This window comes from Amycolatopsis sp. NPDC058340, from assembly GCF_042723975.1.
Classification (GTDB): domain Bacteria; phylum Actinomycetota; class Actinomycetes; order Mycobacteriales; family Pseudonocardiaceae; genus Amycolatopsis.
In genome coordinates this window covers 53,253-66,071 of sequence record NZ_JBHXIB010000013.1, presented here as the reverse complement: position 1 = coordinate 66,071, position 12,819 = coordinate 53,253, and the positions used below count along the sequence as shown (strand labels likewise).

The following is a 12,819-nucleotide window of genomic DNA, read 5'->3' as shown; positions in this document are numbered from 1 at the left end:
TCAGACACCCTTCAGCTCGTTGAACCGGCGGTTGAAGTCGTCCTTGGCCGCCTTGTCCGGCAGCACGGTGATCTGCGAGGCGTCCGGCAGCTTCGGCAGGTCCTGCGCGCTCGCCTTGCCGGTGAAGCGGAAGTCGTAGCGCAGCTCGATCTTGTGCCCGCCGCCCTCGATCTTGGCCTCCATCACGATCTGGCTCAGCGTCCCGTCCGGGTTGAGGGAGACGGTGGTCCGCACCGGGGCCTTCTTCATCTCGGCCGTGACCGCGCTGCTGATCGACGTCGGCAGGATCTCCACCCGCCGCTCCATGAACTTCCCGAACGGGATGTCGGCGGTCAGCTCGATCCGGTTCTCCGGAAGACTTTTGGCGCTCTTCACGATCTTCTTGTCCGCGTTGTAGGACACGGCGATCGCGTCCGCCATCTTGCAGGCGGTGATGATGCCGACCCACGCGCAGGGGATGGTCAGCCCGGCTTCGGACTTCGGCATCGAAACCCACGGGGTCGGGGCGAGGCTCTTGTAGACGGGGCCGAGGTACACGTACTCGACGGTCCCGTCGCCCGGGGTGTACCAGTCGATGCTGTCGTCCGGGTTCTTCTGCGAGCGCTGACGGCTGACCCGGCCTTCCGGCGAACCGGTGCGGGCCGAGGAGATCGTGCTGCGGATGTACTTCTCGTCGAAGCGGAAGTAGGCGCCCGACTCGCTGGTGACGTCGCGCTGGTCGCCGATGGTGTCCTGCAGCTTGTTCATCGCCGTTTCGAACTTCGTGCCGACGTAGGTCGCCGCGTCGTCGCCCTTCGGCACGGCCGTGCCCGCGCGCCCCTGGCCGCAGGCGGTGGTCAGCGCCAGCACGGCGCCCAGCACGCACAAGATGGTCGTTGGACGTTTGTTCATCGCCGTTCCCCTGATCGAGTCCCCCGCGCGCGGTGCGCGTCCGGATCGTCTCATCCTCTCCCGCGAAGGATGATGCCGTGGGCGGTTCCGCCACACCGGCGAGGTACAGTTGCGGGGCGCCCGCCGGGCGCCGGTCCTAGTATGGGACCCCGGACCGACCCCCGCTTCGCAGTAGGGTCGGGCGTGGGGGTATCTTCATATGTCGTTGTGCGCTGCGGCGCGTAAGCGCTAGGCCCGCACAGAACCCACACGCAATGTTGACGACGAGGTAGACCCTTGCCCACGTACAGCCCCAAGCCCGGCGACGTCACTCGTGCCTGGCACGTGATCGACGCCGAGGATGTCGTGCTCGGCCGGCTCGCGACCGAGGTCGCCACGCTGCTGCGCGGCAAGCACAAGCCGACCTACGCCCCGCACGTGGACACCGGTGACTTCGTCATCATCGTCAACGCCGAGAAGGTCGCGCTCACCGGTAACAAGCGCGAGCAGAAGTTCGCGTACCGGCACAGCGGTTACCCCGGTGGTCTGCGTAAGCGCTCCTTCGGCGAGCTGCTCGACACCAAGCCCGAGCACCTGCTCGAGAAGGTCGTCAAGGGCATGCTCCCGAAGAACAAGCTCGGCCGCGCCCAGGCGAAGAAGCTCAAGGTCTACGCCGGCGCCGAGCACCCGCACGCCGCGCAGCAGCCGCAGGCGCGCGAGATCGCCAAGATCGCGCAGGTCGCGAAGTGAGTGAGGAACAGTCTGTGACCAGCACCGAGACCGAGGCCGTCGAGGCTGTCGAGACCCCCGCGGTCGGTGACGCCGTCGCGACCAGTGAAACCCCCGCCACCCCGCGCCCCTCGCGTGCCGCCGGTGGCAACGCCCAGACCGTCGGCCGCCGCAAGGAAGCCGTCGTCCGGGTGCGCGTCGTTCCCGGTACCGGTGAGTTCAAGCTCAACGGCCGCACGCTCGAAGAGTACTTCCCGAACAAGGTGCACCAGCAGCTCATCCGTGAGCCGCTGGTGACGGTCGACAAGCCCGACTCGTTCGACATCTTCGCCAACCTGCACGGTGGCGGGATCTCGGGCCAGGCCGGCGCGCTCCGTCTCGCGATCGCCCGTGCGCTCGTCGAGGTCGACGCCGACGACCGTCCGGCCCTGAAGAAGGCCGGCTTCCTGACCCGTGACGCCCGCGCCACGGAGCGGAAGAAGTACGGCCTCAAGAAGGCCCGTAAGGCTCCGCAGTACAGCAAGCGCTGATCGCGCCTCTGGCGCAACCCGCGGAAGCGCCCATCCGTCTCTCGGATGGGCGCTTCCGTGTTTCCGGGGTCCCTCGGGCCCCCGCTCGCCCCCAGTCCCACTTGTCACACCCGCCACACGTGCCCCACCCGTGTCGCGTTTAGCCCGCTAAAGTCGCGCGCGTCGCGTTTAGCCCGCTAAAGGCGAACGGGGGTGCGGGAGGGTGGGGAGGGGCACTGGCTAGGTTGTCGTGGTGGTTTTTCAAGGAGGTCGACAGATGGCTCGTCTATTCGGTACCGACGGCGTACGTGGCCTCGCCAACGAGGAGCTGACCCCGGAGCTGGCGCTCTCGCTCGCCGCCAGCGCCGCCCGTGTCCTCGCCGCCCACGACCGCTCGCACCGCCCGGTCGCGGTCGTCGGCCGTGACCCGCGCGCCAGCGGCGAGATGCTCGAGGCCGCCGTCGTGGCGGGCCTCACCTCCGCGGGTGCCGACGTGCTCCGCCTCGGCGTCCTCCCGACGCCCGCCGTCGCGTACCTGGTCGGCGCGCTCGAAGCGGATCTCGGCGTGATGATCTCCGCCTCCCACAACCCCATGCCCGACAACGGCATCAAGCTCTTCGCGGCGGGCGGCCACAAACTCCCCGACGGGATCGAAGACGAGATCGAAGCCGGTCTCGCCACCCCCGTCACCCGTCCGACCGGGATCGGCGTCGGCCGGGTGAAGGACGTCCCCGACGCGGGTGACCGCTACGTCCAGCACCTGCTGTCGGCCACCCCGCACCCGCTCGAAGGCCTGCGTGTCGTCGTCGACTGCGCCAACGGCGCGTCCTCCTTCGCCGCCCCCGAGGTCTACCGCAAGGCCGGCGCCGAGGTCATCGCGATCCACGCCGACCCGGACGGCGTGAACATCAACGAACACTGTGGGTCGAATCACCCGGACGCGTTGCGCGCAGCCGTCGTCGAGCACGGCGCCGACCTCGGTATCGCGCACGACGGTGACGCCGACCGCTGTGTCGCGGTCGACGCCGCGGGTGAGCTCGTCGACGGCGACCAGATCATGGCCGTCCTCGCGCTCGCTCTCGCCGAGACCGGCGAGCTGACCAAGAACACCCTGGTCGCGACCGTGATGAGCAACCTCGGCCTGCACCTGGCGATGCGCGCGCACGGCATCGACCTCGTCACCACCGCCGTCGGCGACCGCTACGTCCTCGAAGAGCTCCGCGCGAGCGGGTTCGCACTCGGCGGCGAGCAGTCGGGTCACGTCGTCCTTCCCGCCTACGCGACCACCGGCGACGGCCTCCTCACCGCGCTGCGCGTGATGAGCCGGATGGCGTCCACCGGCAAGTCGCTCGCCGACCTCGCCGCCGTCATGAACCGCCTGCCGCAGGTGCTGGTGAACGTCCCGGTGGCGGACAAGGCGGCGGTCGCCGTCTCGGCCGCGGTCCGTGACGCCGTCGGCGCCGTCGAGGCCGAGCTCGGCGAAGAAGGCCGTGTCCTGCTGCGCCCCTCGGGCACCGAGCAGCTGGTCCGCGTCATGGTCGAGGCCCCCGCGCACGACACCGCACAAGCGGCCGCGGACAGGCTCGCGGGAGTCGTCTCCTCCGCCTCGTAACCCCTCTCACGATCTCCCCAAGTCGCTGCGCTGCGGTTACCGGCCCGGTACATTCCGTATGCGGATACCTAGGGGAGGGTGACGGTGGCCGGTAAAGGGCACAAGGTCGATCCAGCGCAGCTGAACGAGGCGGCAAAGGTCCTGCAGGACGTGCCCAAGCAGGCTTGCGAAGGGCCGATCGGGGCGGTCGAGCAGATCAACCTGAACGCCGGGAGTTTCGGCCCGGCGCACGGGGACAACTTCAGCGGGTACTCCGCGAGCATCCAGCGCCTGGCGAAATGCGCGCGCAGCTATCTCGCGGCTTCGGACGAGTTCGGCCGCAAGCTCGCGGCGTCCAAGGACCTTTACCAGTCCAATGAGGACTCCAACGCCGCCGAGATGAGGAAGCACTGATGCCTCTCGCAGATGTCGGCGGGGACACCGGTCACGACATTCCCAGCCGGGCCGAAGTCGAGAAGATCCTCAACGACCCGAACATCGACCGCGACACCAAACGCGAGCTCGCCCTCAACTACATCGACTACATCGAGGACGAGACGCCGGAAAGCTGCGGGTTCGCCAGCGAAGCCGAACGGAACGGCTTCCGGGACTACATCAAGTCGATGAACGGTGACTGGATCACCGAAAGCGACATCGGCTCCAACGACGCCTACCTCGAAGACGTCCAGAAGGCTTACAAGACCGCGCACGAGAAGTACGACGCGAACCAGGCCGCTGGGCGGCAGGGTGATCGTGACGCGCTCAACAAGGACGCGGCGAAGACCCAGGAGATCGCCGGGCGCGCCACCGAGACCGATCCGGGCTGCGCGAATTCGAACGACATCATGGTCCCCGGCCTGTCGGGGTTCAAGGTCTACGAGATCTTCCACCCGCTCTACGTCCGCGCGCTGGGCCTGGCGGGTGGCGGAGCGGCGGTCTCCCTCGCCGAGCTTCAGCGGCTGTACCACGAGCAGGACAACATCCCGTTCAACCTCTTCAAGACGAGCGCGGAGGAGCTGACCGCGGTCGGCACGGCCGTCACCGGGTCCGCGCAGGACGTCTCCGGAAAGCTGGGGAATTCGCTCGGCACCTGGGAAGGCGCCGCGGCTGAACAGGCGCGCGCCTACCAGAAGGCCTATTCGGACAAGACCGGCCTGGTCGCCGAAGCGTTCAAGGCCGCGGGTGACGGGCTACTGCGCACCACCGCCTCGGTGGGCAAGTTCTGCCGCGAAAAGGTCGAGTGGCTGCAGAAGTGGTTCACCGACAACATCGACGGTGCCACGGCGCAGGACATCGAGCGGATCATCCGCATCGCCGACGGCTCGTGCAGCCACAACGACATCGTCCACTGCATCAAGTTCCTGAGTATCGACGCCAAGAACGCCTACAACAAGGACTGGGGCGACATCGACCAGAGCACCATCGACGAGGTCCTCAAACCTCAGGCGGTGGCCTGGCTGAAGAACGTCTTCCTCGGCTGGTTCGGCCAGCACATCGAGAACTTCCAGCTGGTGTGCAAGAACACTCGCGACGCGATCAACGGCGCGTGGAAGGCGTACTTCGACTCGCTCGGCCAGGTGGTCGAGAATCCGTTCGCGGATCTGGGCAAGACCCCGGAAACGGGCGGCGAGAAGCCTGTCGAAAAGCCGCCCGTCGAGAAGGGCGGTGGCGGCCCGCCCGCCAGCGGTGGCAGTGGCGGTGCCGGACCGTCGGCCGGTGCTGGCGGCGCTGGGCGCATGACGCCGAGCAACACCGTGCTCCCGGAGCCGGAAAAGCCCGAAGTCCCGGGCCAGGAGAAGAACCCGGTCACGGACAAGCCGCTCGACGTCGACCCGGCCACCGGCGAGCCGTATCCGATCGACCCCCGCACTGGTGAGGCGATCAAGGACACCGTGCGCCCGGAGCCGGTGACGGTCGAGCAGGGCGATCGCAAGATCTCCATGGCCGAACCCGATGCCGACGGCAAGATGGGCATCTCCGTCCAGGACGGCACGGGGCAGGCCAAGGACTACGACCTCGACTTCGGTGACGGCAAGGCCACGCCGGAGCAGGCGGGCGGCGAGCGACCGGAGCAGCAGCCGGCCTCGCGTCCACCGGCGACTCCGGGCCCCGACGGCAAGATCCACATCGAGGACGGTGGCCTCAAGATCACCGCGGAACGGCCGAACGGTCCCGACGGGCCGACGCTGGTGACCGTCGACGACGGTTCGGGACAGCCGTCGAAGTACACCTTGGGTGAGGACGAATCCGCAGGCGGCCGTCACGCGAGCCCGGACGCCACGCCGCAGGCGGCCGGACGGCACGCCGCGGCGCAGCCTGTCGAAGAGGCAGCGCGTCAGCAGGCCGAGCAGGGGGCTCCTCCGCGTGACACCACCGGCGGGTCCGGCGGCGGAGCGCCCGTCCAGGCCGAACCGGTGGTGGCCGAAAGTGATCCGGAAGCGACGACGGCACAGTCGCTGAGCGATCCGTTCGACGGTGGGGACAACGGTCTCGGCGAGGCGTCGGATCCGGCCGGGTCCGGCGGCGGCGGAGCCTCGACCACGACGTCGTCCGGGCTCGGCTCCGCTCCGGGAGGGGGCGCCCAGGATCCGGCCGCGGCCAGTGCGGGAATGATGGGTGGCATGGGCATGATGGGCGGCGGTGCGGCCGGAGGCGGGCAAGGGTCCGGTGAAGACCAGCAGCGCACGTCCAGCGGATACCGGGTCGACGGCGGCCTGTTCGACACCGCGACGACGACGGGCAGCCGGATCAGCGGCTCGCTCGACGACGACGGCGTCATCGGCTTCCGCTAGGGGAGGGGTCAGTGAATCCTGAGGAGGGTCTCGCCACACTCCGGCACAAGCTGGCCGGGCTGGAGCGCGAGAACGGCGACCGGATGTACCTGGTCGACAACCGCGCGGCCAAGGTGATCGAGGAGACCCGGACCGCGGGCGACCAGCTCAAGCAGGAGACGGCCGCGGCCTTGACGGCGCGAAGCGAGCAGAAGCGGCGCGCGGAGGCCGCCGGCGGCTGGGAGACCGAGTCGACGCTGAGTGAGAAGGTCGAGGACGACGGCGACTTCGGGTTCGAAGAGGACGAGGCCGAGAACGAGCGCCGGGCCGGGTATCGGACGGCGGAGGAGCCGCCGATCGCGTACCGGCCGCCCGCTCCGTCTGTTCCTGCGCCGGCACCCCCGCCGCCTCCGGCTCCCGCTCCGGAAGAGCGTCCGGCCGGGCGGCACCGGCGGGCGGCGGCCGCGCGGGGTGACGACGACGATTTCGCCAACACCGACTGGCTGGCGACCTGAGCGGTCAGGTTCGCAGCGCGACGATGGCCCGCTCGACGCCGTGGAAGACGGCGTGCGTCTTGTACCGCACGTCTTCGGCGACGTGGTCGGGAGTCAGGATCTCGGCGAGGGCGCGAAGCGCGACTTCGCCCTCGGCGACCGCGACCCGTGAGCCGGGGCAGGTGTGCCGGCCGAGGCCGAAGGCGAGTTCGGCGCCGGGGCCGAGCGGGATGGCCAGTTTGTCCCCGGTCGTGAAGTCCTTGCCCGCCAAGGAGAACGGCGCGATCACGCGGCGGGCGGCGAAGCGGGTCGGGGCGATTTCGTGGATCAGGCCGCGTACGTCGTCGAGAACGTCGGGGCGGCGTAGGAGTTCGAGGCCGGCGAGGGCGAGGAAGTTCATGGAGTTCTCGTACGCCGCGTGGGCGAGCATCACCGGCGTGATCATCAGCTCGTCCTCGGTGATCCGGCCCGCTTCGTGCGCTTCGCGGAGCAATGCCAGCCCGCCGCCTTCGACAGCCGTCGCCTTGAGGAAGAACATCGCGACCCTGAGCGCGGCGGTGTCGGCTCCGGCGGGCCCGCCCGACCAGACGTCGAGGTTCGCGGCTGTCTCCGAAAGGTTCGTCAGCAGCTTCTCTCCGAGCGGCTCGACCGTGCCGAGTACCGCCTCCGTCACCCTGGCCGCCGCGGGCCTGGCGAAGTCGGCCACCAGATCGAACCGCCGGAGCGACTTTAGCGGGCTAAACGCGATCCGGAGGTCGGCGAGCACGGCGTCCGGAAGCGGCTCCACCAGGGCGATGACCTCCTTGACGACCGCGCGCAGCCGCCGGTGGTCCGCGCCGTCCATCAGCAGGAGGTTCGGGGTCTCGGCCGCGGCGCCGCCCGGGTTCGAGCTGAGTTCGCGGTCGCGCAGGGCCTTGACGCGATCCGCCGGATCGTCCAGCACGAAGAAGTCGTCCACATTCGTATGATGCCCATGCCCCGGCCGGAGGATGTGCCAGTGCGCTCAGAAGTGCCCGAAGAAGTCCTGCGGACCCCGCTCGTGCGGCGGCTGCTGGAACGCGCCGAGGTCGAGCGCCCGGCGTACACGCACCTCGACTGCTCGAACCGGCACGAACCCGTCGAGGACACGCTGAACTGGGCGGAGCTGCTCGTCCACGTCCGCGCGGTCGCGGCGAAGCTGCGTGAGGTGATCCAGCCGGGAGACCGCGTCGCGATCACGGCGCGGCAGGACCTGTCTTACGTCGTCGCGTTCTTCGGCGCGTTGTACGCCGGGGCCGTCGCGGTGCCGCTGTCCGCGCCGGACGTCCGCGCTCACCGCGAGCGGCTGGTCGGGGTCCTCAACGACTGCGACGCCGACATCTGGCTCACATCGGAAGCCCTGGTCGGACGGCTGACGGAGTTCGCCGAGACCGAGCCGGTTCCGGCGCCTCGCGAGATCATCGCCGTCGACACGCTGCGGGGCGATCCGGCGGACCAGTCGCCGCCGTCGCCGGTTTCCCCGGAAGACCCCGCCTACCTGCAGTACACCTCGGGCACGACACGATCGCCCGCGGGCGTCATCATCACGCATCGGGCGCTGTCGGCCGCCTGCTGGCAGATCTGCGAGGCCTACGACGTCGACGAGCGCACCACCTGCGTCGGCTGGATCCCGTTCTTCCACGACATGGGGCTGGCGCAACTGCTCGCGGGGACGATGCACTCCGGCGGCCGGACGGTGTTCATCGCGCCGCTGGAGTTCATCCGGCGGCCGGAGCGCTGGCTGCTGCTGATGTCGTCCTATCCGAACACGCTCACGGCGGCCCCGAACTTCGCGTACGACCTGGTGACCGAGGCCGTTCCCGAGGCGAAGCGCGCCGAGTACGACCTCTCGACGGTGTCGATCGCGCTCAGCGGCAGTGAACCGGTCCGGGCGGCGACCGTCCGGGAGTTCCTCGCCGCTTACGAACCCCACGGTTTCCCGCGCGGCGCGTTCCGGCCGTCCTACGGTCTGGCCGAGGCCACGGTCTACGTCGCCAGCGGCGACTCCGACGGCCCGGTGGTGACCGAAGTGGACGGCCGGGAAGTCGTCGAGATCGGCCGGCCGAGGGGGCAGCGGGTCCGCGTCGTCCCCACGCCGGATCGCGTTTTGCCCGCTAAAGGCGACCCGGATCGCGTTTTGCCCGCTAAAGGCGAAGTGGGCGAGATCTGGGTCAAGGGGCCCAACGTGGCGGCCGGGTACTGGCGGCGTCCGGACTTGACCGCCGAGGTGTTCGACGCCGAACTCGACGGCGAGGGCGGCTGGCTCCGCACCGGCGACCTGGGCACGATCCGTGACGGCAGGCTGTCGGTGACCGGTCGTATCAAGGACCTGATCATCATCGACGGCCGTAACCACAGCCCCCACGACATCGAGGAGACGGTCGCCGCCGCGCATCCCCTTCTCGGGCCCGATCGGGTCGCCGCGTTCTCGGTCGACGGCGGCGAAGGCGAGGGTGTCGTCGTGGTCGCCGAGCGCGCCCGGAAGGCCCCCGACTTCGACGAATCCGAGATCGCGCGGGCCGCCACCCGAGCCGTCGCCGAGCGGCACGACGTGCGCCTCCGCGCCTTCTTCCTGGTGAAACCGGGCGGCCTGCCGCGGACCTCCAGCGGCAAGGTCGCGCGTTCCGCGGCCAGAACGCGGTACTGGACGGCGGATGGGACAGAATCCACCCATGGCAGCTGACGGGAGCGAGTACGTCGACGAGATCAAGGCCCTCGTCTGCGAGACCTTCGACGTCGATCCGGAAACCATCGACGAGAACACGCCCTTCGCCGAGATGGGTGTCGACTCCCGGCGCCGTGTCCGGCTCCTGGCGACGGTCGAGGTGGAGTTCGGGGTCGACCTCGACCTCGACGAGCTGGACCGCCTGGTCGACATCCGGGGCGCGGCGTCCGTGCTCGCCGAGGCCGTCGAGGCGGGCGCGAAACCGCGAAAACGCGGTCTACCAGGCTTCTTGCGCCGAAATCGTTTGAGTTAGCAAAGGTGTGAATGTTCCTGCGGTCTCGATGACCGGTGGGTACATTCTGTGTGCATATGCGACGGCACCTGATGCCGTCGGCGTGCGTCGTAGGTAGGACAACGAGGCGGATACAGCGGGACGAAGGGGGCACCGGTCATGCCGGACGGGGGCTACAAAGCCGATTCAGAGGCGATGCTCACGGCGTCGACGTCGTTGGAGCGCGCGGCTGAGAAAACGACGTCCGAGGCGGGGAAGGTGGGGCCGACCCAGGTCGGACCCGAGAACTTCGGCCGGGTCCACAAGGACTACCAAAAGGGTTACGCCACCGGGATTCTCGCCATTTCCGACGCGATGAAGGGCTACGCGGGCCAGCTCACCCAGCTCGCCGGCGGGGTCAGCACCGCGTCGACCCGCTACACGTCGTCCGACCAGGCGAACGCCGCGGCTGCCAACAAGGCGGGAGCCCAGTAATGAGTCAACCGACGCAAGCACAGATCGACGAAATGCTGAAGGACCCCTACGTCACTCAGGGCACGAAAGACGCCTTGATGCTGCCGTGGGGCGACCGGGAAGCGGCTTACAAGAAGGCCGTCGCCGAACGCGACTCGAACGCGGCCGGGGACAAGAAGCAGGCGGCCGAAACGAAGCAGGCCGACAAGGACCTCGACGCCATGTCCCGGCCTGCCGCCGGGGGTGCCACCACCAAATCCGACCAGGTGCTCGACCTCGGAAAGCCGGCACTGGACTTCTTCTCCGACTGGGCCGAGCAGGTCTGGAACAAGATGCCGGAGAAGTCAGGCGAAATCAGCTACAAGACCGACATCTGGGACCGGTTCCACGAGAACCGCGAGATCAATTTCCAGAAGATGTTCGACGAGGTCGAGGATCTCGCCGACGCCAAGAAGATCGTCGAGCAGACCCAGAGGGACGCGACTTCGGCGCTGACCACGCTCTTCCACGACTGGAAGGGCGAGGGCGCGACGGCCGCGAAGGTCAAGTACGAGCAGCGGATCCAGCCCGACGCGAAAGAACTCATCGCGCAGATGGAAGGCGCCATCAAGCTGGTGCCTTCGACCATCGACAAGATCTACAGCGCGCTCAAGCTGAAGGTCGACGAGACGCTGAAGCTCCGGGTCGACAAGGTCGCCACGGCACCGCTGTACATCGCGAAGCAGGTCGTCGACATCGCGAACGGCAAGGTCGACTCCAAAGAAAAGCTCATGGACGTCGCGTACTGGCTCGACTCCGCGTGTCCGGGCAACAACCTCGCCGAACGGCTGCGTCACGACGACTGCAAGCTGAACGACGAGAACAAGGACTACGCCATCGGGGCCGCGAAGCAGTGGCTGAAGGGTTCGTTCGCCACCGAGTTCGGTGAGCGGTACGAGAACTTCAAGAAGCTCTGCAAGAACGCGACCGAGACGATCAACACGCAGTACCACGAGCTTTCGCGGTTCATGGAGGACTACACGAACCCCTTCCCCGCGCCCGGGTCCGAGAAGCCGCCCGCCGACGACGGCAAGGGCAAGGGCAACGACACCGGCGGCGGTGGGAACACCGGCGGCGGCAGCGGTGGTGGAAGCGGCAGTGGCAGTGGCGGTGGCAGCGGAAGTGGTGGCGGTGCCGGAACGCCGCCTGCCGCGGAGGTCCCCGAGACGCCGAAGCCCGAGGACAAGCCCGCCGAGGGCACGAACCCGGTCACCGGCAAGCCGCTGGAAATCGACCCCGAGACCGGCAAGCCGTACCCGATCGACCCCGCGACGGGTGAGGCGATCAAGGACGGCATCGACGGTCAGGACACCATGACCGTCCAAAAGGGCGACAACAAGATCGAGATGACCGAGCCGGATAAAGACGGCAAAATGGACATCAAGGTCGACGACGGCAAGGGCAACGAGAAGGACTACAAGCTCGACTTCGACGACCCGAAGGGCGAAGAGGGCAAGCCCGGCGAAGAGGGCAAGGAAGGCGAGTTCGGGCCGAAGGGCACGGTCAAGGAAGGCGAGCCCGGCCCCGACGGCGTCTACCGGCCCGGCCCGGACGGCAAGATCCACATCCAGGACGGCAACCTCAAGATCACCGCCGAGCAGCCGGACGGTCCGAACGGCCCGACCGTGGTGACCGTCGACGACGGCAAGGGCGAGCCGACCACCTACACCCTCGACGAAAAGGGTGAGAAGAAAGAACTCAAGCCCGGCGAAGACCTCAAGAACGGTCTCGACGACCGGAATCCCGGCAACCCGCAGCCCGGCAAGACCGACGACATTCGCACGATGCCCGCCCCGGCCGAGGGCGGGATGGCGCCCGGTGGAGGCGGCGGCGGTGGCTTCAGCGCTCCTGGCGGCGTCGAGGTCGGTGTCGGTGTCGGCGCCGAAGGGACCGCTGGGGTGTCCGCGGGCGCCGAAGCCGCCGGTGGCGGTGGTGCTTCCGGTGTCGGTGCCGATGGCACCGCGCCGGCCGCCAGTGGTGGCGGCGGAGGCAGCTTCGAAGGCGCGCTCGGGAACCCTCTCGAGGGTGCTTCGGCCGGTTCGCTGAACGAAGCCGGCTCGCTGGAAGCGGGTATGCAGTCCGGAGGCGGCGCGCAGCCGGCCGGGGCCGAGGGCGGTCTCGGGATGGCCCCCGGCGGGATGGACCCGGCGCCCTCGGGTGCCGGCGGTGCCGGAAGCTCGCCCGCCGGAATGGGCGGCATGATGGGTGGCATGGGCGCCATGGGCGGCGCGGCCGGCGGTGGCGGGGGTGACACGCAGCGCGGGTCGAGCCAGTACCGCGTCGAGGGTGGCATTTTCGAGACCAGTGGCGCGGGCGGCCGGATCAGCGGATCGCTCGACGACGAGGGTGGCGACCGTTCGATCAGTTACGAGCGATGATCGCCTGACC

The 12,819-nt window shown here is 68.8% G+C and carries 12 protein-coding genes; 10 read left to right on the top strand and 2 right to left on the bottom strand.

What is annotated here, in order from left to right; all coding sequences use genetic code 11:
- Window positions 1–891, bottom strand: coding sequence for a hypothetical protein (locus ACFWIW_RS17605; RefSeq protein WP_378369413.1), 891 nt, complete (start codon window positions 889–891; stop codon window positions 1–3).
- A 276-nt stretch (window positions 892–1,167) separates the two neighbouring features.
- Between ACFWIW_RS17605 and rplM the strand changes: the two genes are divergently transcribed.
- The 6 genes from rplM to ACFWIW_RS17575 all read left to right on the top strand — a co-directional run bounded on the left by rplM (window position 1,168) and on the right by ACFWIW_RS17575 (window position 6,985).
- Window positions 1,168–1,620 carry a 50S ribosomal protein L13 gene (gene rplM, locus ACFWIW_RS17600; protein ID WP_378369412.1) on the top strand — a complete coding sequence of 151 codons (453 nt, stop codon included), beginning with the start codon at window positions 1,168–1,170 and terminating at the stop codon, window positions 1,618–1,620.
- A 14-nt stretch (window positions 1,621–1,634) separates the two neighbouring features.
- A complete protein-coding gene (rpsI, locus tag ACFWIW_RS17595; RefSeq protein ID WP_240595802.1) occupies window positions 1,635–2,129 on the top strand; it encodes a 30S ribosomal protein S9 in 495 nt (164 codons plus the stop codon).
- Between the two features lie 256 nt (window positions 2,130–2,385).
- On the top strand, window positions 2,386–3,720 hold the full coding sequence (gene glmM / locus ACFWIW_RS17590; RefSeq protein ID WP_378369411.1) for a phosphoglucosamine mutase: 1,335 nt from the start codon (window positions 2,386–2,388) through the stop codon (window positions 3,718–3,720).
- Window positions 3,721–3,804: 84 nt separating this feature from the next.
- Window positions 3,805–4,113, top strand: coding sequence for a type VII secretion target (locus ACFWIW_RS17585; RefSeq protein ID WP_240595800.1), 309 nt, complete (start codon window positions 3,805–3,807; stop codon window positions 4,111–4,113).
- Window positions 4,113–6,491 carry a hypothetical protein gene (locus ACFWIW_RS17580; RefSeq protein WP_378369410.1) on the top strand — a complete coding sequence of 793 codons (2,379 nt, stop codon included), beginning with the start codon at window positions 4,113–4,115 and terminating at the stop codon, window positions 6,489–6,491. The genes ACFWIW_RS17585 and ACFWIW_RS17580 overlap by 1 nt, the downstream gene beginning before the upstream one ends.
- Before the next feature lie 11 nt (window positions 6,492–6,502).
- Window positions 6,503–6,985: a hypothetical protein gene (locus ACFWIW_RS17575; protein ID WP_378369409.1), complete on the top strand. Its 483-nt coding sequence runs from the start codon at window positions 6,503–6,505 to the stop codon at window positions 6,983–6,985.
- A 4-nt stretch (window positions 6,986–6,989) separates the two neighbouring features.
- On the opposite strand, the gene ACFWIW_RS17570 is transcribed toward ACFWIW_RS17575, so the two are convergent.
- A complete protein-coding gene (locus ACFWIW_RS17570; RefSeq protein ID WP_378369408.1) occupies window positions 6,990–7,922 on the bottom strand; it encodes a cytochrome P450 in 933 nt (310 codons plus the stop codon).
- A 15-nt stretch (window positions 7,923–7,937) separates the two neighbouring features.
- Between ACFWIW_RS17570 and ACFWIW_RS17565 the strand changes: the two genes are divergently transcribed.
- The 4 genes from ACFWIW_RS17565 to ACFWIW_RS17550 all read left to right on the top strand — a co-directional run bounded on the left by ACFWIW_RS17565 (window position 7,938) and on the right by ACFWIW_RS17550 (window position 12,809).
- The gene (locus ACFWIW_RS17565) at window positions 7,938–9,665 is read left to right on the top strand and encodes a fatty acyl-AMP ligase (protein WP_378369487.1); all 1,728 of its coding nucleotides are present in this window, start codon (window positions 7,938–7,940) and stop codon (window positions 9,663–9,665) included.
- A complete protein-coding gene (locus tag ACFWIW_RS17560; RefSeq protein ID WP_378369407.1) occupies window positions 9,655–9,960 on the top strand; it encodes an acyl carrier protein in 306 nt (101 codons plus the stop codon). Before ACFWIW_RS17565 ends, ACFWIW_RS17560 begins: the two co-directional genes overlap by 11 nt.
- A gap of 138 nt (window positions 9,961–10,098) precedes the next feature.
- Window positions 10,099–10,413: a hypothetical protein gene (locus tag ACFWIW_RS17555; RefSeq protein WP_016331125.1), complete on the top strand. Its 315-nt coding sequence runs from the start codon at window positions 10,099–10,101 to the stop codon at window positions 10,411–10,413.
- Window positions 10,413–12,809 carry a hypothetical protein gene (locus tag ACFWIW_RS17550; RefSeq protein ID WP_378369406.1) on the top strand — a complete coding sequence of 799 codons (2,397 nt, stop codon included), beginning with the start codon at window positions 10,413–10,415 and terminating at the stop codon, window positions 12,807–12,809. Before ACFWIW_RS17555 ends, ACFWIW_RS17550 begins: the two co-directional genes overlap by 1 nt.
- Window positions 12,810–12,819: the final 10 nt, after the last annotated feature.

Excerpts from the sequence above, each read along its gene's own strand:
- ACFWIW_RS17605 (WP_378369413.1), bottom strand. The coding sequence starts at position 891 with ATGAACAAACGTCCAACGACCATCTTGTGCGTGCTGGGCGCCGTGCTG.
- ACFWIW_RS17550 (WP_378369406.1), top strand. The coding sequence starts at position 10,413 with ATGAGTCAACCGACGCAAGCACAGATCGACGAAATGCTGAAGGACCCC.
- ACFWIW_RS17580 (WP_378369410.1), top strand. The coding sequence starts at position 4,113 with ATGCCTCTCGCAGATGTCGGCGGGGACACCGGTCACGACATTCCCAGC.
- glmM (WP_378369411.1), top strand. The coding sequence starts at position 2,386 with ATGGCTCGTCTATTCGGTACCGACGGCGTACGTGGCCTCGCCAACGAG.
- ACFWIW_RS17565 (WP_378369487.1), top strand. The coding sequence starts at position 7,938 with ATGCCCCGGCCGGAGGATGTGCCAGTGCGCTCAGAAGTGCCCGAAGAA.
- ACFWIW_RS17560 (WP_378369407.1), top strand. The coding sequence starts at position 9,655 with ATGGCAGCTGACGGGAGCGAGTACGTCGACGAGATCAAGGCCCTCGTC.
- ACFWIW_RS17555 (WP_016331125.1), top strand. The coding sequence starts at position 10,099 with ATGCCGGACGGGGGCTACAAAGCCGATTCAGAGGCGATGCTCACGGCG.